This is a genomic window from Serratia sp. CMO1, from assembly GCF_015689115.1.
Taxonomy (GTDB): Bacteria; Pseudomonadota; Gammaproteobacteria; order Enterobacterales; family Enterobacteriaceae; genus Serratia; species Serratia marcescens.
Genome location: NZ_CP065032.1, coordinates 150,069 through 170,688, shown reverse-complemented (window position 1 = coordinate 170,688; position 20,620 = coordinate 150,069). Strand labels below are relative to the sequence as shown.

The window sequence follows — 20,620 nt, the reverse complement described above, 5'->3', positions numbered from 1 at the left end:
GTTATGTTCTAACCTCTGATGGAGTTGTCGGCGGCAGCGCGCCGCCTAAGTGTTGAGCAAAGAAGCGCAGAATTGCGTTCAGTGCTTCGGCGCGCAGCGCGTCCCGCTCGAACAGGATCTCATGGCGTGCACCGTTGATAACCCACGGGAGCCCCCCTTCGCAAGGGCGCCCCGCGTCTGACAGAGCCTGACAAAAAGCCTGGTGCGAACGGTTGTCGACTACCCGTTCTTCACCGGCCTGCAAAAGCAACAGCGGCGTGGTGATCTCCCCGGCCTGCGCGATAATCTGCCGGCCGGCGCGGATGCTCTCCCGCACCCAATGGTAGGTCGGCCCGCCCACCTGCAGCTCGGGGTAATCGGCATAATAGCGCAGGCTGCGCCGGTAACGCTCGCGGCTATGGGTCAACACGTTGACCACATAGGGCAACGGACGCCACTGGCCGGTGCCCACCGCGTAATAATCGCGGATCGCCGGGCGGATCTCCGCCCAGTCGAGAATGCGATCGGCCAGCCAACCCGGCATCGGCAACCGGATGCCGAACATCGGCGCGCAAAACGCCGCCGCGTCGAACGCCTGCGGCCGGCGCTGCAGGAACTGCGCCAGGATCGCGCCGCCCATCGAATGCGCCAGCGCGAAGCGCTGCCGATAACCGCGCGATTCGACCTCGCGCAGCCACAGCTGCTCGAAATCGTCCACGTAGTCGGCGAAGTTTACCACATGACCGCGGTGCGTATCCGCCAGTAAACGCCCGGAACGCCCCTGGCCGCGATGATCGACGATCACCACGTCGTAGCCGCAGTGGAACAGATCGTAGGCCACCTCGGGGTATTTCACATAGCTTTCGATGCGGCCGGGGCTGACCACCACCACGCGCTGATGCCGCGCGGAACTGAAGCGCACAAAGCGGATCGGCACGCCGTCCACGCCGCTGAATTCGCCTTCTTCGCGCTGCCGCCAGAAATCCAGCAGCGGCCCGGTGGCGAAGGCAGCGAACTGCGTTTCACGCGTTAACCAGTCATCGGAGCTGAGAGTGAACGAGGTCATCGAGAGCGTTTTCCCTGTGGGGCCGGCGGAAAAATGTGACCGCTGGCACAAGAAATCATACTAGCGTATTGTGATTCAATTCTTACAAAAACGGCGCCGCCTCGGCGCATTGTGGCACAAAACGACACTTTCAGGGAGCCGAAGCACCATGACCTTGGACTGGTGGTTAACCTATCTGCTGACCACGCTTATCCTGAGCCTCTCCCCCGGTTCAGGCGCCATCAATACCATGAGCACCGGCATCAGCCACGGCTATCGCGGCGCCGCCGCGTCGATCGCCGGGCTGCAGGTCGGGTTGAGCGCGCACATCGTGCTGGTGGGCATCGGCCTCGGCGCGCTGATATCGCAATCGCTGCTGGCGTTCGAGCTGCTGAAATGGCTGGGCGCCGCCTACCTGGTGTGGCTCGGCATCCAGCAATGGCGCGCCGCCGGGGCGCTGGATCTGCATGCGCTGGCGGGCAGCATGCCGCGCCGCCGTCTGTTCCGCCGCGCGGTGCTGGTCAACCTGACCAACCCGAAAAGCATCGTGTTCCTCGCCGCACTGTTCCCGCAGTTCATCTTGCCCAATCAGCCCCAGGCTGAGCAGTATCTGGTGCTCGGCGTCACCACCGTGGTGGTGGATATTCTGGTGATGATCGGTTACGCCACCCTGGCGACGCGCATCGCCGGCTGGCTGAGAACGCCGCGCCAGATGCAGCTGCTCAACCGACTGTTCGGTTCGCTGTTCATTCTGGTGGCGGGGCTGCTGGCGACCGCCCGCAAAGCCTGACAAAAAAGGCCGGGCATCGCTGCTCGGCCTTGGGCATTTCACTGCGGTTAGCGGGTAAATATCAGATGTAACCCGAAGCCGGTAAACAGCACGCCCGCCACACCGTCTATCCACTTGGCCAACCGCTGATAGCCGCGGCGCATCGCCGGCAGCGCAAACACCACCGCCACCAGGCTGAACCAGACGAAGGTCTCGGCGACAATCAGCAAGAACAGCCCCCAGCGCGCTCCGGCGCCGACGCTGTCGCCGACGAACAGCGAGAACACGCTGCCGAAATAGATCACCGCTTTCGGGTTGGACAAATTGGTCAGGAAGCCGCGAATAAAGCTGCGCCCGGCCTTCGGCAACGCCACCTGGGCCTCCGCCGCCGGCTGCGCTTGCTGCGCCCGCGCGGAACGCAGCAGTTGCCACCCCATCCAGCACAGGTAAATGCCGCCGCCAACCATGATGATCTGATGCAACCAGGCCATCTTCTGCAGGATCAGATGCAGCCCCATCAACGCCACGCCGGCCCATACCACGATGCCGAGCGAAATGCCGACCACGCCCATCATCGCCTCGCGGCGCGAGCGGCTGGCGGCGGTTTGCGACACGAAAAAGAAGTCCGGCCCCGGGCTCATCAGCGCAATCAGATGCACCAGCGCCACGGTGAGAAACAGCATCAGCATGATATATCGCCCTCAGTCTTCGTCATTGTCGAGATGGTCGCGGATCATCGCCATAAAGGGCGCGCCGAAACGCTCCAGTTTGCGCTGGCCGACGCCGTTGACGCTCAGCAGATCGCCGGCCTTGATCGGCATCTGTTCGGCCATTTCCAGCAGCGTGGCGTCGTTGAACACCACGTAAGGCGGAATGTTTTCTTCGTCGGCGATCGATTTGCGCAGTTTGCGCAGCTTGGCGAACAGCTTGCGATCGTAATTGCCGCCGTAGGATTTCTGGTTGGCGCTGCTGCGCGACTTCAGGCTCTGAATACGCGGCACCGCCAGCTGCAGCGCCACCTCGCCGCGCAACACCGGACGCGCCGCCTCGGTCAATTGCAGCGCTGAGTGCATGGCGATGTTCTGGGTGATAAAGCCCAGGTGGATCAGCTGACGCAGCACGCTGGTCCAGTGTTCGGTGGTCTGATCGCGGCCGATGCCGTACACCGGCAGCTTGTCGTGACCGTATTCGCGAATGCGCTGGTTGTTGGAGCCGCGCAGCACTTCCACGATGTACCCGAGGCCAAAGCGCTGGCCGACGCGGTACACGCAGGACAGCGCCTTGCGCGCGTCCTCCAGCCCGTCGTAGCGCTTGGGCGGATCGAGGCAGATATCGCAGTTGCCGCAGTTCTCGTGTTTGCCTTCGCCGAAGTAGTTGAGCAACACCAGGCGGCGGCAGGTTTGCGCCTCGGCGAACGCCCCCATGGCGTTCAGCTTGTGGCGCTCGATGTCCAGCTGTTGCCCGGCGGGTTTTTCCTCCAGACAGCGGCGCAGCCAGGCCATGTCGGCCGGATCGTACAGCAGGATGGCTTCGGCCGGCAGGCCGTCGCGCCCGGCGCGGCCGGTCTCCTGATAATAGGATTCGATATTGCGCGGGATGTCGAAATGCACCACGAAGCGCACGTTGGGTTTGTTGATGCCCATGCCGAAGGCGACGGTGGCCACCACCACCTGCAGATCGTCACGCTGGAACGCTTCCTGCACCTGGGCGCGGCGCTCGTTGTCCAGCCCGGCGTGGTAGGCGCCGACGCTCAGCCCGCGGCTTTGCAGGCGCGCGGCGGTGTCTTCCACCTTGGCGCGGCTGTTGCAATAGATAATGCCGCTCTTGCCGCGCTGATCCTGCACGAAGCGCCACAGCTGATCGAGCGGTTTGAATTTTTCCACCAGCGTATAGCGGATGTTCGGCCGGTCGAAGCTGCTGACCTGCACCAGCGGATCCTGCAGCGACAGCAGGCGCACGATATCGCCGCGCGTGGCTTCGTCGGCGGTGGCGGTCAACGCGATCACCGGCATCGCCGGGAAGCGCTGTTTCAGCTGGCCCAGCGCGCGATATTCCGGCCGGAAGTCATGGCCCCACTGCGAGATGCAGTGCGCCTCATCCACCGCCAGCATCGCCGGCGGGCAGTGATCGAGCAGGTTGAGGAAGCTTTCCATCATCAGCCGTTCCGGCGCAATGTACAGCATCTTGATGGTGCCGTTGCGGCAGCCGGCCATGACGTCCAACTGCTCCTCGCGGGTTTGCGTCGAGTTGTAGCAGGCGGCGGAAACGCCGTAGGCCAACAGTTGGTCGACCTGGTCCTTCATCAGCGAGATAAGCGGGGAAACCACCAGGGTCAGGCCGTCCATCACCAGCGCCGGGATTTGGTAGCACAACGACTTGCCGCCGCCGGTCGGCATCACCACCAGGCAATCCTGCCCGCCGATCGCGGCATTGATAATCGTTTGTTGGCCCGGACGGAATTGCTGGTAGCCGAAGGTATCGCGCAATACCTGCTCGGCCAGCAACTCTCTGTTAATCACTGCTGCGGTTGACACACACTTCCCCATTTTTTCATCGGTACACACCCACCGGGTATGATTACATAATATCGTTCAGCATGACACCAACGCCCACCCGTGTCTGCCGGAAGTTGTAGTCGATCAGCGATTCGCCGTAGCCGCTGAACACCTGGGTATAGAATCGCACGTTGCGGGTGATCGGGTAGCTCCAGCCCAATTCCGCGCCGCCGTAGCCGCTGTTCCAGTTGTAGTGGCTGTCGACGCTGAACACGCTGTCGCCCCAGGCGTAACCGACCTTCAACCGGTAGTATCCCATGTATTTGGTGATGTCCGGGTTGTCGTCGTTGCTCGAGCTCTCCGAGAAACGGAACCAGGGCTTGAGATCCACCTGCCAATTGCCGTTTTGCGCCATCAGCCGCGCATAACCGCGATTCCAGCTGCGCGACGTCGGGTCCGAGCGGCCGTTAGACTGATGGTTAACGCCGATTTCAACATCGCGCAGCGTCCAACCGGCAAAGCGGTAATCGGTCGCCCACCCCACGAACAGTTGCGGCTCGTAGTTGGTCTCGCGGAACGGCGAAGACTCGCCGCGGTTGGACAATTGCCACCAGGAGCGCTGAGTATAAGACGCGCCGAGCACCGAATTGTCGCCGGCAATGCCCCGCCACAGCGGAAACGCCAGGCTAAGCTGGTATTTCACCTCGTCCTTGCGCGCCTTGTCGGCCCAGTTGTACGTCTTGATGGCTTCTTTGTTGATATCGCTGGTGTCGGTGTACAACAGGTAATTGGGATCGTAAGGATACAGCGTGAACGGATTATCGTGCTCCTGCAGCAGGTTGGCGATAATGCTGCCGCGCACCGCCGGCCTATCGTGAATCTGCTGCTCTTTGGCTTCCTCAGCCAATGCCAGCGCCGGCATCAGCAGCGTGGCGGAAACGATCCCTGACAAAATGCGCATAACCTCTCCTCACTCCAACGAAAAAGGGCAAGCCCGGAAAAAATCAGGCCATTTTACACACAAAGGAGGCTTTACCGCAGCGCAGTCCGGTTTTATTGGAATAGTCTGGAAAGCAACAAAGGTTAAGCATAAAATCAACATTCCATTAACCTGGACTGACCAGTTAGCTCCCTTAAAACGCAAAAGAAAAACGGAACCCCGCTATGTCGACCACACCACTGACCCTGGAAGCCGCCCGCCGCAAGATCGGCGAAATTTTTGTCTACCACATGCCGTTCAACCGCGAGCTTGGCCTGGAGCTGCGCCGCTTCGACGATGACTACGTCGAACTGAGCTTCACCAACCAGCGCAAGCTGGTGGGCAACGCCGCACCGGAAATTCTGCACGGCGGCGTGATCGCCGCGGTGCTGGACGTCGCCGCCGGGCTGGCTTGCGCCGGCGGCGTGCTGACGCGCCTGGAACCGCTGATCGAAGAAGAGATCGCCGCCAAACTGTCGCGCATGGGCACCATCGATCTGCGCGTCGACTATCTGCGCCCCGGCCGCGGCGAACACTTCGTCGCCTCCGCCAGCGTGCTGCGCAGCGGCAATAAGGTCGCCGTCGCGCGCGTAGAACTGCATAACCACGACGGCCTGCATATCGCGACCGCTACCGCCACCTATCTGGTCGGCTGATGATTGTGTGCGGTGAGCGACTTCAGTACACTCACCGCATCTTACGTTCCCCACCAGAGTGACGTCATGGACGCAAAGCAAACGCGTCAGGGCATTTTCTTCGCCCTGGCCGCCTATTTTATGTGGGGCATCGCCCCGGCCTATTTCAAACTGATCCAGCAAGTGTCCGCGGACGAGATCCTCACCCACCGGATCATCTGGTCGTTTTTCTTCATGCTGGCGCTGATCTCGCTGGGCCGCAACTGGCCGAAAGTGCGCGCCGCCTGCCAAAACCGCAAACGGCTGCTGTTGCTGGCGGTCACCGCGCTGTTGATCGGCGGCAACTGGCTGCTGTTCATCTGGGCGGTGAACAATCACCATATGCTGGAAGCCAGCCTGGGCTACTTCATCAACCCGCTGGTTAACGTGCTGCTGGGGATGCTGTTTCTCGGCGAACGTTTCCGCCGCATGCAGTGGGTGGCGGTGGCGCTGGCGTTCACCGGGGTGCTGGTGCAGCTCTGGCAGTTCGGTTCGTTGCCGATCATCGGTCTGGGGTTGGCGTTCAGCTTCGCCTTCTACGGCCTGCTGCGCAAAAAAATCGCCATCGACGCGCAGACCGGCATGCTGATTGAAACGCTGTGGCTGCTGCCGGTGGCGGCGGGCTACCTGTTCCTGTTCGCCGACAGCCCCACCAGCCACCTGAGCGCCAACCCGTGGTCGCTGAATCTGCTGCTGGTCGCCGCCGGCATCGTCACCACCGTGCCGCTGCTGTGCTTCACCGCGGCGGCTACCCGGCTGCGCCTGTCGACGCTCGGTTTCTTCCAGTATCTCGGCCCGACGCTGATGTTCCTGCTGGCGGTCACCTTCTACGGCGAGACCATCGGCCAGGACAAGCTGGTGACCTTCGGCTTTATCTGGGCGGCGCTGATCCTGTTCACCCTCGACGCGCTCTATACCCAGCGCAAGCTGCGCTGAGCCCGGCGCCGCCGGGTTACAGCCAGTTCTTGCGCTTGAAGTACAGGTAAGGGGCCAGGCCCGCCAGGATCATCAAGGTGATGGCGCCCGGGTAGCCGAACGACCATTTCAGTTCCGGCATGAATTCAAAGTTCATGCCGTAGCTGGAGGCCACCAGCGTAGGCGGCAGGAACACCACCGACACCACCGAGAAGATCTTGATGATGCGGTTCTGTTCGATATTGATGAAACCCATCGCCGCCTGCATCAGGAAGTTCACCTTCTGGAACAGCGATTCGTTGTGCGGCAGCAGGGATTCGATGTCGCGCAGCACTTCACGCGCCTGCTCCAGTTGGCCGGTCGGCAAACGCGCCTTGCGCACCAGGAAGTTGAGCGCGCGCTGGGTATCCATCAGACACAAACGCACCTTCCAGCCGATATCTTCCAGCTCCGCCAGCGTCGACAGCGCGGCGTCGTATTCGTCGCCCTGATGCCCTTCCATGATCACCCGGCTGAGCTGTTCCAGATCGCTGTAGATGTTCTCTATCTCGTCCGCCAGCTGTTCAATCTTGGTTTCGAACAAATCCAGCAGCAGTTCGTAGGCGTTGCCTTCGAGCATGGTCTGGTTGCGGGCGCGCATGCGGTACAGGCGAAACGCCGGTAGTTCACGCTCACGCAGGGTATACAGGCGGCCGTCGCGGATGGTGAAGGCCACCGTGGAGTTGCCGGCGTGATCTTCCGCATCTTCGAAGTAGAAGAAGGAGTGGATATGCAGACCGTCTTCGTCTTCGAAGAAACGGGCGGAGGCTTCGATGTCGTCCAGTTCGGGACGCGTCGCCAGGCTTTGTCCCAGCTCATTCTGCACGCGCTCACGCTCGCCCTCTTCCGGCTCGACCAGATCAACCCACAGCGATGACGTGAGATCATCCGAGTCGTCCAGTTCCAGACGGGACAAGCGGCGGTTATCTAATTTAAAAGCGCTCAGCATGTGCCAAAACTCCGTGAAGGTAACGGGTGCGGACAACGCGTTGAAGCACAGAAACAGATGGGATGCGTATCACCGATTGTTTCAGACCATGAAGAGATCTGACTCATAGCGACGCTTTGCGGGGTCGCCGACAACCACGAAGGCTATCAGCAAAAACGGAGAGCCTTAGAAGTTATACCTGCGGCGCAGGTCAGTGAGCCAGTATCTACTGGGTGTGTCCAAGGCGTCTGTCCTCAATGATAATAGTGCGCGCATGTTACGCCGAGAAGAAAAAGCCTGTCAACACGTTAGGCGGGATAATTGCGCAACAAATCATCACGATGATCAATGGCAGAAATGGCGCTTAAACCGTACTGAAAAAGTCGCGGCGATCGCTTACCGCCACCAAGAATGTTGCTAAGATGACATCACCCTAATGGTACGACAAGCATGCGGATTTAAACGATGAAACAGATTACCGCCCATGAACTGACCGCGATGAGCGAACAGGCCGCCAGCGTGCCCCGCCTGCGCGCGCACCGCACCTTACACGAAGAGCTGAGCGACCCGGTGCAACGCCTGGCGATCGCCATGGAACCCGGCACCTATATCCGCCCGCACCGCCACCCGCAAACCTGGGAGCTGCTGACGCCGCTGCGCGGCCGTTTTGTCGTGCTGCAGTTCAACGATGACGGCGTCGTGACGCAGCGCACCCTGCTCGGCGAAGAAACCAAAGTGCTGGAGATGCCGGCATTTACCTGGCATGCGGTGCTGTCGGTCGATGCCGGCGGCGTGGTGTTCGAAGTGAAGCGGGGTCCGTATCAGGCGCTGACCGAAGAAGACTGCATGCCGTGGGCGCCGCAGGAAGGCGGCGAAGGCACCGAAGCGGTGATGCGCTGGTATGCCACCGCGCAGGTCGGCGATCGCTACCCTCACTGATGATGAACGATTGCAGGGGCTGAAACTCCTGCAAATCGCCCCTCTCTTTATACCGTTTCCAGCCGAGCGTAGGCCGCCACCAGCCACTTGATGCCTTCGCCCGGGAAGGCGATCTGCAGCCGGCTGTGCTCGCCGCTGCCTTCCAGATTGACGATGGTGCCTTCGCCAAACTTGGGATGGCGCACGCGCTGACCCAGCTTGTATCCGGTGTCGTTCTCGCTGATCGGCGTGCCCATGCGGCGGTGATTGACCGGCCGCGATACGCTGGCGCGCAGGCGCACTTCTTCCACGCACTCCTCCGGCAGTTCGCCGATAAAGCGCGACGGCCGATGGTAAACCTCTTTGCCGTACAGACGGCGCGTTTCGGCGTAGGTCAGCGTCAGCTTCTGCATGGCGCGCGTTACGCCCACATAGGCCAGACGGCGCTCCTCCTCCAGACGGCCGCCTTCATCCAGCGACATCTGACTCGGGAACATGCCTTCTTCCATGCCGACGATAAACACCAGCGGGAACTCCAGCCCTTTGGCCGAGTGCAGGGTCATCAGCTGCACCGCATCCTGATAGGCGTCGGCCTGGCCTTCGCCCGCTTCCAGCGCCGCATGCGACAGGAACGCCTGCAGCGGCATCAGATCCTGATCTTCTTCCTGATAGCTGAACTGGCGCGTCGCCGTCACCAGTTCCTCAAGGTTTTCGATACGCGCCTGCCCCTTTTCGCCCTTTTCCTGCTCATACATGATGAACAACCCGGAATCGCGGATCACCCGGTCGGTCTGCACGTGCAGCGGCATATCGGCGGTTTCATGAGCCAGCGACTCCACCAGCTCGATGAAGCGCTGCAGCGCCGACGCGGCGCGGCCGGCCAGAACCTTGTCCTGCATCAGTTCGCGCGTCGCCTGCCACAACGTCAGTTGGCGATCGCGCGCCGCCTGGCGCACCACGTCGAGGGTGCGGTCGCCGATGCCGCGCGTCGGGGTGTTGACCACGCGCTCGAAGGCCGCGTCGTCGTTGCGGTTGGAGATCAGGCGCAGGTAAGCCAGCGCATCCTTGATTTCCTGACGTTCGAAGAAGCGTTGGCCGCCGTAGATGCGGTACGGCATCGCCGTCTGCAGCAGCGCCTCTTCCAGCACGCGCGACTGGGCGTTGCTGCGGTACAAGATGGCGCAGTCGTTCAGCGCGCCGCCGTTGTCTTGCCAGGTCTTGATGCGGTTGACCACGAAGCGCGCTTCGTCGAGTTCGTTGAAGGCGCAGTAGAGGGAAATCGGCTCGCCTTCGCCGCCTTCGGTCCACAGGTTTTTGCCCATGCGCCCGTCGTTGTTGGCGATCAGGGTGTTGGCCGCTTTCAGGATGTTGCTGGTGGAACGGTAGTTCTGCTCCAGGCGGATGGTTTCCGCGCCGGGGAAATCCTTCAGGAAGCGCTGGATGTTTTCCACCTGCGCGCCGCGCCAGCCGTAGATCGACTGGTCATCGTCGCCGACGATCATCACGTTGCTGTTGCCGCCCGCCAGCAGACGGATCCAGGCGTACTGGATGCTGTTGGTATCCTGGAATTCGTCCACCAGCACGTTGGTGAAACGCTCGCGGTAGTGGTTGAGGATATGCGGCTTGTTCAGCCACAGCTCGTGCGCGCGCAGCAGCAGCTCGGCGAAATCCACCAGCCCCGCGCGATCGCAGGCTTCCTGATAGGCCTGGTAGATGCGCAGCCAGGTGGCCTCCACCGGGTTGTTGTAGGTTTCGACGTGCTGCGGGCGCAGGCCCTCATCTTTCTTGCCGTTGATGTACCACATCGCCTGACGCGGCGGCCACTGCTTCTCGTCGACGTTCAGCGCCTTGATGATGCGCTTGAGCAGCCGCAGCTGGTCGTCGCTGTCGAGGATCTGGAAATCCTGCGGCAGGTTGGCTTCCAGATGATGAGCGCGCAGCAGGCGGTGCGCCAGACCGTGGAAAGTGCCGATCCACATGCCGCCCTGGCTGGTGCCGATCAGATGTTCGATACGGTGGCGCATTTCCGCCGCCGCCTTGTTGGTGAAGGTCACCGCCATGATCGAATACGGTGAGCAGTTCTCCACCGACAGCAGCCAGGCGATGCGATGCACCAGCACCCGCGTCTTGCCGCTGCCCGCTCCGGCCAGAACCAACAGGTTGCTGCGCGGCGCCGCCACGGCTTCACGTTGTTTTTCATTCAGGCTGTCGAGCAGATCGGAGACGTCCATAGGCACCACTAATGGTTAAGGGAAAACCCGCCGGTGACGGGTTTTTCACTGGAAATTTATACAGAGTTCTGGCAGGGATTATAACAATGCTGTCAGCGATGCCAACTGCGAAATCTCAATATGCGGCAGCAGGCGGCTGTCGGCGGCCTGCATCAGGCAGCGTTGCCGATCGTTGATCCAACAGGCCTGCAGCCCCGCGCGCAGCGCGCCGGCGACGTCGGTAGTCAGATCGTCGCCCACGTGCAGGATCTGCTCGGGCGCCACGCCCAGCCGCTCGACGGCCAGGTGATACATGTCCTGATACGGCTTGGCGCGCCCGTCCGGCCCGGAACGCAGCACAAACTGAAAGTAGCCGTCCAGGCCGCACTGCGCCGGATCGGCGTTGCCGTTGGTGATCGCCACCAGCGGGTAGCGCGCGGCCAGCGCCTTCAGCGTGGCGTGGGTCGCTTCCGGCACCTCGATGCGGCTGCGCCACAGCGCGAAGTTTTGCATTGCCGCATCGGCCCCGATCGCCGCTTCGGCGTCGCGCAGCCCCTGCCGGCTCAGCGCCAGATGAATGGCGCGCCAGCGCCACTGGGTGACGTCGTGGTAGATCTCCGGATCCTGCTCGCGCAGCTCCTGGCGCAGGCGGTGGAAATCCGCCGACTGGAAGCTGTTCAGGCCGGGATGGTAGCTCTGCAGGAAGGCCACCGACTGCTGCTCGGTTTGCCGGATCACCGGACGGTTGTCATACAGCGTGTCGTCCAGATCGAAAGTCAGCGCCGCCAGCGGGCGCAGCGGGCGATAAAAATGCATCAGGATTTCCCCCGTTTGGCGCGCGGATGCGCGGCATCGTACACGTTCGCCAGATGTTGAAAGTCGAGGTGGGTATAAATTTGCGTGGTGGTCAGGTTGGCGTGGCCGAGCAGCTCCTGCACCGCACGCAGATCGCCGCTCGACTCCAGCATGTGGGTCGCGAAGGAGTGACGCAGTTTGTGCGGGTGAATATGGCTGTTGACGCCCTGTTTCACGCCCCATTCGGCGAAGCGCTTTTGCACGTTGCGCGTCGAGATGCGCCGCCCCTGATTGGACAGGAACATCGCGTCATCTTCCGGCCCGAACAGATCGCGCATCGCCAGCCAGTGTTCCAGCCAGGTGACGGCGGTGCGCCCGATCGGCAGTTTACGCTCTTTGCTGCCTTTCCCCATCACCCACACCTCGCCGGCCGCCATATCGACATGGCGGCAATCCAGCCCCACCAGCTCGGAGAGACGCAGACCGGCGCCGTACATCACCTCCAGCATGGCGCGATCCCGCACCGCCAGCGGATCGTTGAGATCGATCTCCAGCAGCTGGTTCATTTCATCGACGTCGATATTTTTCGGCAGATGGCGACCGCTGCGCGGCGTGCGGATGCCTTTGGCCGGGTTGGCGTGCAGCACGCCCTGGCTGACCAGCCAGTCGAGGAAACTGCGCAACGAAGAGAGCCGCAGCGCCAGGCTGGCGGACTGCAGGCCGGCGCGTTTGCTGCGCGCCGCCAGCATGCGCACCCGGGCGGCGTCCAGCGCCGCCCAGTCGGTGACGCCGATCTCCTGCGCCAGGCGCATCAGCGCCGCCAGTTGGCGTGAATAGCTGAGCTGCGTCAGTGGGCTAAGTTGCCGTTCTACCTTGAGATAACGCAGAAAAGCGTCCACCGGCTGCTGCAGGCTGGGCGCAATCGGCGTCATGCGCGTTCGATCCAGCGTTCCAGCAGTTCCGGCAGCATGCGCGCCAGTTGATTGAGCATCACCGTGCCCATGCCCTGCTGATAGTGTTGCGTATCGCGGCTGCTGAAGATCACCATGCCCAGCTCGCCGTCGTCGCCAAGCATCGACAGCGCCACCGAACCAATCTGGCCGATCTGTTTGGCCTGCGGCAACAGCAGCAGCAGTTCGGGGCCGTTCAGGCCGCCGAGGTAGTGTTGTTCGCTGCCCAGCCGCTGGATGCGGAACGGCTCGAACGCCGAACGCGTCAGCGCCAGATGGGTGAAATCGGAAGGCGCGCCGATATTCCAGCGCTCGGCGAACAGGCGCACCGTGGCGCCGGCCAAACCGAAGCCGCGCGCCCAGCGCTGCAGCCGGTTGAGCATGTCCTGCAAGCTGTCGGCGGTGGCCAAATCGGCCTGCAGGTGCAGCAACCGGGCGAACAGCCCTTCGTTAGCGCTGGCCTGCTCCATCAGCAGCGTGATCTCTTCTTCCAGCCGTTCGATGTGATTGCGCTGGCGGGCCAGATGCCATTCCACCAACGAAACGGTGCCGCGCACCGGGTGCGGCACGCGCATCTGCTCAACCTGGCGCGCGTTGCGAATAAAGAAATCCGGGTTCTGCAGCAGGTACTGCATCACGGTGTCGTCATCCAGCGCCAGGCCGGCGACGCTCTGTTCTTCTACGCTTTTCATAGATGAATAAATCCGTCATAGACATGGGTTGCCGGACCGGTCATAAACAGCGGGTTGCCCGGCCCTTTCCAGCGAATATGCAGGCTGCCGCCCGGCAGTTCTACATGCACTTCTTCTGACAGCAATTCCTGTTGGATCCCCACAGCCACCGCCGCGCTGGCGCCGCTGCCGCAGGCCTGCGTTTCACCGGCGCCGCGCTCATAAACGCGCAGCTTGATGTGATCGCGGCTGACCACCTGCATAAAGCCGATGTTGGCCCGTTCCGGGAATCGTTCATGCCCTTCCAGCACCGGCCCGAGCAGCTCCACCTTGGCGGTTTTTACGTCGTCCACCTGCAAAACACAATGCGGGTTGCCCATCGACACCACGCCGCACAACACGGTATGTTCCGCCGCGCGCATGATGTAAGTCTTTTCAGCCTTGGCGGCGCGGAACGGCACCGCCTGCGGGTCGAAATTCGGCTCACCCATGTTGACGCACACCAGATCGTCGTCGGTGACGCTGAGCACCATGCGCCCGGTTTGGGTGCTGACGCGGATGTCGCGTTTGTTGGTCAGCCCTTTCAGCCGCACGAAACGCGCGAAGCAACGCGCGCCGTTGCCGCACTGCGCCACTTCGCTGCCGTCGGCGTTAAAAATTCGGTAGTGAAAATCCAGTTCGGGATCGTAAGGCGGTTCTACCACCAGCATCTGGTCAAAGCCGACGCCCAGGTGCCGATCGGCCAGCCGGCGGATCAGCTCAGGTGAAAAATAGACATTCTGTGTAACGGCATCGACCACCATAAAGTCGTTGCCCAGACCGTGCATTTTGGAGAACTGCATATCATACTCCGCTATCTGGACGCGCTATCCGTCTTGATTTTACGGCGGCGCTCGCCACCGCAAACAGGGTGTTACTGGTCAACCATCGACGGTTTTTGCTGAGAGCCAGACTGCTCCTGCTGGTTCTTTTGCACCTGATCGCCCGTTTGCACCGGCGGCTTGGCCGGTTTCTGGCTGGCGGGATCGGCAGGCGGGAAGTAAAGCGGGCCTTTCAGACCACAGCCGGCGAGGCCGGTAACCAGAACTGCCATCAGCGCATAGCGTAGTTGTTTTTTCATTTGCATTAATGCCTGTAATTCATGCGTCCAAGGTCTCTATAATCGCAGGTGGATCATGAAAAGCAATAGGAATTGAATATGAACGACAGCGAGTTTCACCAGTTGGCCGACCAGCTGATGCTGAATATTGAAGAGACACTGGACGATTTTGACGGCGATGCGGACATCGATTACGAAACCAATGGCGGCGTGATGACGCTGAGCTTCGAAAACGGCACCAAAATCGTCATCAACCGCCAGGAGCCGCTGCACCAGGTGTGGCTCGCCACCAAGGCCGGCGGTTACCACTTCAACTACCGCGACGGCGTTTGGCTATGCGATCGCAGCGGGCAGCCGTTTTATCAGCTGCTCAGCGAAGCGGCCAGCGCGCAGGCCGGCGAGGAACTGCATTTTTCCTGAAGCTAATCAGGGCTCGGCAACCGAGCCCTTGCGGCGTCAATGCAGCTGGAACTGCTGCTTCAGCGGCTGAGCGGCGCCGTCGGCCACCGTCACGCACAGGCTGGACAGCACGTTGCTGCGGAACGGGATCACCTGCGTGCGCCCGTCGAGCTGCACAATCTGATAGAACTGCGGCAGATTGAAGTTGATGAAGCTGGAGCCGTAAGTGAAGCGATCGTGCGACGAGGAGTAGAAGCGGCTGACGTCGCGCACCAGCTCCTCTTTACTGCCCTCGCAGTGGTGATACACCTCAACCCGATTCGACTCATCCAGAATATAGATGTTGAAGCCCTTGTCGTCTGAGGTGTCTTCGAAGAAGAACTGGATGATCCCCTCGCTGGCGAAGCCATCCACCACCGGCGGCAGATGCACCTGATCGGTTTCCACCTTGATAGACAGGCCGTGCAGCTTGTTGTTGGAGATGGCGCCGTAAAACTCCACCGCATTCTCCAGCTTTTGCACCGATACGCTCAAGCGCTCGAAGAACAGCCCCCAGGTCTGCCCGGCGACGCGCACCGCCTTGAAGCGGCCGGGTTCCAAACGGGTACTGGACAGGCGCAGCTCGATGCACTCCGACACCAGCTGCTGGATACGGGTGCGGATCAGGCCGCGCAGGTGCTGGCTGTAGCAGAACACTTCCACCGATTCCGGCGGCGCGGCGTCCTGATGCATTTTGCCGAGAATGGTTTTCAGCGCTTCCAGCACCGACTGCTCACCGCTGAAATGCAGGGTGCGCACCTCGTTCCAGGAGTTGCGGTACAGCAGATCGATGCTGCCCACCAGACACTGCTGCTGCTGGCCGAAGCTGAACACGTCCAGCTTGCGGAAATCGAAGTGCACCACCTGATTGCGGAAGGCGGCGGTCGGATCGTTTTCCAGATTGACGATGATCGCCAGATGGCGAATCTCGCACGGGCTGTACAGCGCTTTCGGCGTCGGCGCCGGCAGGCGCAGCGGGAAGTGATGGGAAACGTCGGCCACCAGCTCCTGCAGCTTGGCGGTGTCGCACAGGTTGCCGCTCTTGATGTGCAGGCGGGTCTGCGGCGTCAGCAGGCCGTTGAAATAGGCCCAGGCCACCAGCTTGTTCAGGTAGCGGTTATATTCCAGCGGCTGATGGCTGACGATCGAATCCATGGCCGGCGCCTGATTGTACAGGTACCAGCCGGTGCGGTTGGCGCGGCCAACCGGCACGTGAATAAAGGTTAAATCGTTTTCCGACAGGTCCGGTGAAATCTGCGGGTTCACCAGCGTCACCTTGCCGGGCAGCGCTTCGAACGCCGCATACAGTTTGCGGGTCAGCACGCCGATATCCTGCGGGCTGGCGCTGACGCTGAGGTTGTTGCGGCGAGCGAAACGGATCAGGTTGCGGTAGCTCTGCATCATCGCGTCGAGCAGTTCGTTATGCGCTTCGCGCACCCGCTCGATTTTCCAGTTGGCGCGGTTGTCCAGCATCGCCAGACGCTCTTCGCTCCAGCCCCACTCGCTGACCAGCTGGCTGAGGATCTCGCGCCGCCAGCCGACGCAGGCCTTGGCCAGCGACAGCTTTTCACATACTTTCAGGTAAAAACAGCGGCGGGCCAGATCGAGGCGGGTGGTGTCGTTGATGTCGGTCAGGTAGCGGGTCACGCGCTCAAGCATCATGCAGTAGGCGTCGAGCCCGAAGCTGACGATCTCGCCCTGATGCAGCCGGTGTTTGATGTCCGTCGCCAGCAGTTGGGTATTGGGGTATTCCCAGGAATAGGCTTCCAGCAGCAGGGTCTTCAGCACCGCCTTGTAAGGCGAATCGATGCTCTTATACAGTTGCCACAGGCTGGCGCCAAAGTACTCTTCCGCCGACAGCGAACTCAGGCCGCCGAGATCCAGCCACTCGTTCGGCGTCAGCGCGCCCTGCGCGTACAGCGACAGCACGTATTCATCGTAGTGCGCTTCTTCTTCGCCCGGCACCATGTTCCACAGGATGCGTTTGCCGGCCAGGCGCACCGCGGTGCGATAGAATTCGTCGAGCAACAGGATGTGCTGCGTCGAGCCGCAATCTTCGCCGCCCAGGCTGCCGCTTTCATTATGGCGGAAACGGTTTTCATCGATCAGGAAGAAGCTGACTTCCACCCCCATCGAGGCGGCCCACTTCTCAAGCAGGCTGCATTTTTGCTGCAGGCGGGTGCGTTCTTCGTTGTCCAGCCAGGACTGGTGGCAGACCCAGATGTCGAGATCCGAGCTGCAGCTTTGGCCGATAGACGAGGTGCTGCCCATCGAGTAGACGCCGGTGATCGGCAGCTCGCCGCTGGCCGGTTTGTCAAACGGGCTGCCCCATTTGTCTTCTAAATCGTTCAGGTATTCTTGTTGAGTTTCATCAGGCGTGTAGAGGCAAATGCCGTGGGGAACGTTACCGTTCAGGTAACCCGGCATCAGCGGGTGGTGGTGGTGCAGTAAGGTGGGCAGCAGACTGTATACCCGTTGAAACGCGGGCTTCATAGCCGCCAGGGCGCGATCGACGCGTAGCTGATTGATCGCATCCAGTCTCTGCTTCAATGTCTCGATGTAGAGGTACAAGACGTCTCGCCTGATTATCCCGGTGTTTAGAAAAAAACCCGTATTCCATAAGCGCCGTTAGTGTAAGAAGAATATTTGGCGACTTATTGCTGGAAACGTGATCAATTTAACACCTTGCTGATTGACCGTAAAGGAGGTAACGCTTCACAATTATTGTAGCGCTTCCCTAAACGATTTACCCGCAGTGTTAACTGCCCCAAAGCACATCACACGTCCCTTTGATTCCGTTGTCCTTTTTCCGCCTCCGGCTTCTTGCACTGACAGTATTGGCTCTCAGTGGTAGGATGGATGGCGAAATATAAAAACGGTAACAAGCATGTTAGACAAAATTATTCGAATTGCCACCCGACAAAGCCCGCTTGCACTTTGGCAAGCACATTATGTGCAGCAACGTCTGATGGCCTGCCATCCCGGCCTGCAGGTCGAGTTGGTGCCGATGGTGACGCGCGGCGACGTTATTCTGGATACGCCGCTGGCGAAAGTCGGCGGTAAGGGCCTGTTTGTTAAAGAACTCGAGCTGGCGCTGCTGGAAGGCCGCGCCGACATCGCCGTGCACTCGATGAAAGACGTGCCGGTCGATTTCCCTGCCGGGCTCGGTTTGACCACCATTTGCGAACGCGAAGATCCGCGCGACGCTTTTGTTTCCAATCGTTTCGCCTCGCTCGATCAGCTGCCGCAGGGCAGCGTGGTCGGCACCTCCAGCCTGCGCCGCCAGTGCCAGCTGCGCGAACGCCGCCCGGATCTGATCGTGCGCGACCTGCGCGGCAACGTCGGCACTCGCCTGGCCAAGCTGGATAACGGCGACTACGACGCAATTATTCTGGCGGTGGCCGGCCTGAAGCGCCTGGGGCTGGAGCAACGCATCCGCAGCCCGCTGAGCGCCGAAGAGTGCCTGCCGGCGGTCGGCCAGGGTGCGGTCGGCATTGAATGCCGTCTCGACGACAGCGTCACCCGCGCGCTGCTGGCGCCGCTGAACCATGCGGCCACCGAAACCCGCGTGCGCGCCGAGCGGGCGATGAACACCCGCCTGGAAGGCGGCTGCCAGGTGCCGATCGGCAGCTATGCCGAACTGGATGGCGACAGCCTGTGGCTGCGCGCCCTGGTCGGCGCGCCGGACGGCAGCCAGATGGTGCGCGGCGAACGCCGCGGCCCGGCCGCCGAAGCCGAACGGATGGGCGTTGAGCTGGCGGAAGAGCTGCTGGCGCGCGGCGCGCGCGAGATCCTGCGCGAAGTTTATCAGGGAAATCCGCCGGCATGACGATCCTGGTAACCCGCCCATCGCCTTCGGGAGAGCAGTTAGTGAGCCGGCTGCGCGCACTCGGCCGGGTTGCCTATCATGCGCCGCTGATCGACTTCGCCCCCGGCGGCGATCTGCCGCAGCTGCCGCAGGCGTTGCAACAGTTGAACGCCGGCGATCTGGTGTTCGTGCTGTCGCAGCATTCGGTGAACTATGCCGATTCGGTCATTGGCCGCGCCGGGCTGAGCTGGCCCGCGCACCTGACTTATTACGCCATCGGCCGCACCACCGGGCTGGCGCTGCACCGCATCAGCAGTTTGCCGGTGGAATACCCGCGCGAACGCGAGATCAGCGAAACGCTGCTGCTGCTGCCGGCGCTGCAAAAGCTGGCGGGCAAACGCGCGTTGATTTTGCGCGGCAACGGCGGCCGCGAACTGTTGGGGTCGACGCTGAGCGAGCGCGGCGCCGACGTCAGCTATTATGAATGCTATCAACGCAGCCCGGTGCACTATGACGGCAGCGAGCAAAGCGCCCACTGGCAGCGCGCCGGTGTGGATACGCTGGTGGTGACCAGCGGTGAAATGTTACAACAGCTCTATACTTTAGTTCCTGATTACTATCGTTCTTCATGGCTGCTGCGTTGCCGCCTGGTAGTAGTGAGCGAACGCCTGGCTACCCTCGCCCGGGAATTGGGCTGGCGTACGATTCGGGTAGCTGACAACGCCGATAATGACGCGCTGATCCGCGCGCTACAATAATCTGACTATGGGATGTGCCACTATGACGGAACAAAATACCCCAGCCGCCCCGGTTGAAGAGCCAACCACCGCGGTTGAGAGCTCCCAGCAGCCAGCCGCTGCCAGCCGCAAAGGCAAGAACACCGGCCCGGTGCTCGGCGCGATCGCTATCGTGCTGGTCATCGCCCTCGGCGCGGGCGGCTATTACCACACGCACAAGCAGGCGCAACAGCTGATCGCCGCCAATCAGGCGCTGCAACAGCAGCTTGAAGGCGTGAAGCAGAGCCAACAGCAGGAAAGAAATGCGCTGGAAGGCCTGCTGCAGCAACAGGGTAAAACCCTGGACGCCGCCGATCGCGAGCAGGCGAACCTGGCGCGCCAACTGAGCGAGCTGCAGGAAAAAGTGGCGACCATCTCCGGCAGCGACGCCAAAACCTGGCTGCTGGCGCAGGCCGATTTCCTGGTGAAAATGGCCGGCCGCAAGCTGTGGAGCGATCAGGACGTGACCAGCGCCGCCGCGCTGCTGAAAAGCGCCGACGCCAGCCTGGCGGATATGAACGATCCGAGCCTGCTCGATGTGCGCCGCGCCATTACCGAAGACATCAGCACGCTTTCCACGCTGACCCAGGTCGATTACGACGGCATCATCCTCAAGGTCAATCAGCTGTCCAATCAGGTGGATAACCTGCGCCTGGCGGACAACGACACCGACGAAGCGCCGATGGATCAAAACAGCAGCGAGCTCTCCGGCTCGATCGGCGAATGGCGGCAGAACCTGGCCAAAAGCTGGCGCAATTTCATGGCCGACTTCATCACCATCCGCCGCCGCGACACCAGCGCCGAACCGCTGCTGGCGCCGAACCAGGACATCTACCTGCGCGAAAATATCCGTTCGCGCCTGCTGGTGGCCGCACAGGCCATCCCGCGCCATCAGAACGAGACCTACAAACAATCGCTGGAAACCGTCTCCACCTGGGTGCGCGCCTATTTCGACACCACCGATCCGGCGACCAAGGCCTTCCTGGAAGAGCTGGACAACCTGAGCCAACAGTCGATCTCGATGGACGTGCCGGATCAGCTGAAAAGCCAACCGCTGCTCGAAAAAGTGATGCAGACCCGGGTGCGCAACCTGATGACCCAGTCCCCTGCCGCTCACCAGGAGGGTTAAGCC

The 20,620-nt window shown here is 61.5% G+C and carries 20 protein-coding genes; 8 read left to right on the top strand and 12 right to left on the bottom strand.

Annotated elements, in window-relative coordinates; genetic code table 11:
* Nucleotide 1: 1 nt before the first annotated feature.
* A complete protein-coding gene (gene pldB / locus IT763_RS00750; RefSeq protein ID WP_016929485.1) occupies nucleotides 2-1,045 on the bottom strand; it encodes a lysophospholipase L2 in 1,044 nt (347 codons plus the stop codon).
* A gap of 148 nt (nucleotides 1,046-1,193) precedes the next feature.
* Between pldB and rhtB the strand changes: the two genes are divergently transcribed.
* Complete coding sequence (gene rhtB, locus IT763_RS00745; RefSeq protein WP_004934282.1) at nucleotides 1,194-1,814, top strand: homoserine/homoserine lactone efflux protein; 621 nt, start codon at nucleotides 1,194-1,196, stop codon at nucleotides 1,812-1,814.
* 47 nt (nucleotides 1,815-1,861) lie between these two features.
* Here the strand turns inward: rhtB and rhtC are convergent, their stop codons facing one another.
* Genes rhtC through pldA form a run of 3 tightly spaced genes read right to left on the bottom strand, consistent with a single transcriptional unit; the run spans nucleotide 1,862 to nucleotide 5,249 of the window.
* Nucleotides 1,862-2,482: a threonine export protein RhtC gene (gene rhtC / locus IT763_RS00740; RefSeq protein WP_016929486.1), complete on the bottom strand. Its 621-nt coding sequence runs from the start codon at nucleotides 2,480-2,482 to the stop codon at nucleotides 1,862-1,864.
* Nucleotides 2,483-2,494: 12 nt separating this feature from the next.
* On the bottom strand, nucleotides 2,495-4,327 hold the full coding sequence (gene recQ / locus IT763_RS00735) for an ATP-dependent DNA helicase RecQ (protein ID WP_028127631.1): 1,833 nt from the start codon (nucleotides 4,325-4,327) through the stop codon (nucleotides 2,495-2,497).
* Nucleotides 4,328-4,370: 43 nt separating this feature from the next.
* Nucleotides 4,371-5,249, bottom strand: a complete 879-nt coding sequence (pldA, locus tag IT763_RS00730; RefSeq protein WP_016929488.1) for a phospholipase A — start codon at nucleotides 5,247-5,249, stop codon at nucleotides 4,371-4,373.
* A gap of 203 nt (nucleotides 5,250-5,452) precedes the next feature.
* Here pldA and IT763_RS00725 point away from each other — a divergent pair, with 203 nt between their 5' ends.
* Both IT763_RS00725 and rarD read left to right on the top strand, forming a co-directional pair.
* Entirely contained in the window at nucleotides 5,453-5,923 is a 471-nt protein-coding gene (locus IT763_RS00725) for a thioesterase family protein (RefSeq protein WP_206195075.1), read from the top strand.
* Nucleotides 5,924-5,989: 66 nt separating this feature from the next.
* Complete coding sequence (gene rarD, locus IT763_RS00720; RefSeq protein WP_016929490.1) at nucleotides 5,990-6,877, top strand: EamA family transporter RarD; 888 nt, start codon at nucleotides 5,990-5,992, stop codon at nucleotides 6,875-6,877.
* Nucleotides 6,878-6,893: 16 nt separating this feature from the next.
* Here rarD and corA read toward each other — a convergent pair whose 3' ends face one another.
* Nucleotides 6,894-7,844: a magnesium/cobalt transporter CorA gene (gene corA, locus IT763_RS00715; RefSeq protein ID WP_004934262.1), complete on the bottom strand. Its 951-nt coding sequence runs from the start codon at nucleotides 7,842-7,844 to the stop codon at nucleotides 6,894-6,896.
* 444 nt (nucleotides 7,845-8,288) lie between these two features.
* Between corA and IT763_RS00710 the strand changes: the two genes are divergently transcribed.
* Nucleotides 8,289-8,762, top strand: coding sequence for a WbuC family cupin fold metalloprotein (locus IT763_RS00710; RefSeq protein WP_016929492.1), 474 nt, complete (start codon nucleotides 8,289-8,291; stop codon nucleotides 8,760-8,762).
* Between the two features lie 47 nt (nucleotides 8,763-8,809).
* Here IT763_RS00710 and uvrD read toward each other — a convergent pair whose 3' ends face one another.
* From uvrD to IT763_RS00680, 6 genes are all read right to left on the bottom strand, one after another.
* A complete protein-coding gene (gene uvrD / locus IT763_RS00705; RefSeq protein ID WP_025304874.1) occupies nucleotides 8,810-10,972 on the bottom strand; it encodes a DNA helicase II in 2,163 nt (720 codons plus the stop codon).
* A gap of 78 nt (nucleotides 10,973-11,050) precedes the next feature.
* On the bottom strand, nucleotides 11,051-11,767 hold the full coding sequence (gene yigB, locus IT763_RS00700) for a 5-amino-6-(5-phospho-D-ribitylamino)uracil phosphatase YigB (RefSeq protein ID WP_016929494.1): 717 nt from the start codon (nucleotides 11,765-11,767) through the stop codon (nucleotides 11,051-11,053).
* Nucleotides 11,767-12,678, bottom strand: coding sequence for a tyrosine recombinase XerC (gene xerC, locus IT763_RS00695; protein WP_016929495.1), 912 nt, complete (start codon nucleotides 12,676-12,678; stop codon nucleotides 11,767-11,769). The genes yigB and xerC overlap by 1 nt, the downstream gene beginning before the upstream one ends.
* Complete coding sequence (locus IT763_RS00690) at nucleotides 12,675-13,388, bottom strand: DUF484 domain-containing protein (RefSeq protein ID WP_004934247.1); 714 nt, start codon at nucleotides 13,386-13,388, stop codon at nucleotides 12,675-12,677. The genes xerC and IT763_RS00690 overlap by 4 nt, the downstream gene beginning before the upstream one ends.
* Complete coding sequence (dapF, locus tag IT763_RS00685; RefSeq protein ID WP_206195074.1) at nucleotides 13,385-14,209, bottom strand: diaminopimelate epimerase; 825 nt, start codon at nucleotides 14,207-14,209, stop codon at nucleotides 13,385-13,387. The genes IT763_RS00690 and dapF overlap by 4 nt, the downstream gene beginning before the upstream one ends.
* Nucleotides 14,210-14,280: 71 nt before the next feature.
* Nucleotides 14,281-14,487, bottom strand: a complete 207-nt coding sequence (locus IT763_RS00680) for a lipoprotein (RefSeq protein WP_004934241.1) — start codon at nucleotides 14,485-14,487, stop codon at nucleotides 14,281-14,283.
* A 78-nt stretch (nucleotides 14,488-14,565) separates the two neighbouring features.
* On the opposite strand from IT763_RS00680, the gene cyaY reads away from it, so the two are divergent.
* Entirely contained in the window at nucleotides 14,566-14,886 is a 321-nt protein-coding gene (cyaY, locus tag IT763_RS00675; protein WP_004934237.1) for an iron donor protein CyaY, read from the top strand.
* 36 nt (nucleotides 14,887-14,922) lie between these two features.
* Here the strand turns inward: cyaY and IT763_RS00670 are convergent, their stop codons facing one another.
* Nucleotides 14,923-17,475, bottom strand: coding sequence for a class I adenylate cyclase (locus IT763_RS00670; protein ID WP_004934235.1), 2,553 nt, complete (start codon nucleotides 17,473-17,475; stop codon nucleotides 14,923-14,925).
* 316 nt (nucleotides 17,476-17,791) lie between these two features.
* Here IT763_RS00670 and hemC point away from each other — a divergent pair, with 316 nt between their 5' ends.
* From hemC to hemX, 3 genes are read left to right on the top strand one after another with little or no spacing between them, the layout of a single operon-like run.
* A complete protein-coding gene (gene hemC, locus IT763_RS00665) occupies nucleotides 17,792-18,733 on the top strand; it encodes a hydroxymethylbilane synthase (protein WP_004934233.1) in 942 nt (313 codons plus the stop codon).
* Nucleotides 18,730-19,470: a uroporphyrinogen-III synthase gene (gene hemD / locus IT763_RS00660; RefSeq protein ID WP_049299799.1), complete on the top strand. Its 741-nt coding sequence runs from the start codon at nucleotides 18,730-18,732 to the stop codon at nucleotides 19,468-19,470. The genes hemC and hemD overlap by 4 nt, the downstream gene beginning before the upstream one ends.
* 22 nt (nucleotides 19,471-19,492) lie before the next feature.
* On the top strand, nucleotides 19,493-20,617 hold the full coding sequence (hemX, locus tag IT763_RS00655; RefSeq protein WP_016929498.1) for a uroporphyrinogen-III C-methyltransferase: 1,125 nt from the start codon (nucleotides 19,493-19,495) through the stop codon (nucleotides 20,615-20,617).
* Nucleotides 20,618-20,620 lie beyond the last annotated feature (3 nt).

Excerpts from the sequence above, each read along its gene's own strand:
- rhtC (WP_016929486.1), bottom strand. The coding sequence starts at position 2,482 with ATGCTGATGCTGTTTCTCACCGTGGCGCTGGTGCATCTGATTGCGCTG.
- xerC (WP_016929495.1), bottom strand. The coding sequence starts at position 12,678 with ATGACGCCGATTGCGCCCAGCCTGCAGCAGCCGGTGGACGCTTTTCTG.
- hemC (WP_004934233.1), top strand. The coding sequence starts at position 17,792 with ATGTTAGACAAAATTATTCGAATTGCCACCCGACAAAGCCCGCTTGCA.
- dapF (WP_206195074.1), bottom strand. The coding sequence starts at position 14,209 with ATGCAGTTCTCCAAAATGCACGGTCTGGGCAACGACTTTATGGTGGTC.
- yigB (WP_016929494.1), bottom strand. The coding sequence starts at position 11,767 with ATGCATTTTTATCGCCCGCTGCGCCCGCTGGCGGCGCTGACTTTCGAT.
- rarD (WP_016929490.1), top strand. The coding sequence starts at position 5,990 with ATGGACGCAAAGCAAACGCGTCAGGGCATTTTCTTCGCCCTGGCCGCC.
- corA (WP_004934262.1), bottom strand. The coding sequence starts at position 7,844 with ATGCTGAGCGCTTTTAAATTAGATAACCGCCGCTTGTCCCGTCTGGAA.
- IT763_RS00690 (WP_004934247.1), bottom strand. The coding sequence starts at position 13,388 with ATGAAAAGCGTAGAAGAACAGAGCGTCGCCGGCCTGGCGCTGGATGAC.
- hemX (WP_016929498.1), top strand. The coding sequence starts at position 19,493 with ATGACGGAACAAAATACCCCAGCCGCCCCGGTTGAAGAGCCAACCACC.
- pldA (WP_016929488.1), bottom strand. The coding sequence starts at position 5,249 with ATGCGCATTTTGTCAGGGATCGTTTCCGCCACGCTGCTGATGCCGGCG.
- uvrD (WP_025304874.1), bottom strand. The coding sequence starts at position 10,972 with ATGGACGTCTCCGATCTGCTCGACAGCCTGAATGAAAAACAACGTGAA.
- hemD (WP_049299799.1), top strand. The coding sequence starts at position 18,730 with ATGACGATCCTGGTAACCCGCCCATCGCCTTCGGGAGAGCAGTTAGTG.
- IT763_RS00710 (WP_016929492.1), top strand. The coding sequence starts at position 8,289 with ATGAAACAGATTACCGCCCATGAACTGACCGCGATGAGCGAACAGGCC.
- IT763_RS00680 (WP_004934241.1), bottom strand. The coding sequence starts at position 14,487 with ATGAAAAAACAACTACGCTATGCGCTGATGGCAGTTCTGGTTACCGGC.
- IT763_RS00725 (WP_206195075.1), top strand. The coding sequence starts at position 5,453 with ATGTCGACCACACCACTGACCCTGGAAGCCGCCCGCCGCAAGATCGGC.
- rhtB (WP_004934282.1), top strand. The coding sequence starts at position 1,194 with ATGACCTTGGACTGGTGGTTAACCTATCTGCTGACCACGCTTATCCTG.
- pldB (WP_016929485.1), bottom strand. The coding sequence starts at position 1,045 with ATGACCTCGTTCACTCTCAGCTCCGATGACTGGTTAACGCGTGAAACG.
- cyaY (WP_004934237.1), top strand. The coding sequence starts at position 14,566 with ATGAACGACAGCGAGTTTCACCAGTTGGCCGACCAGCTGATGCTGAAT.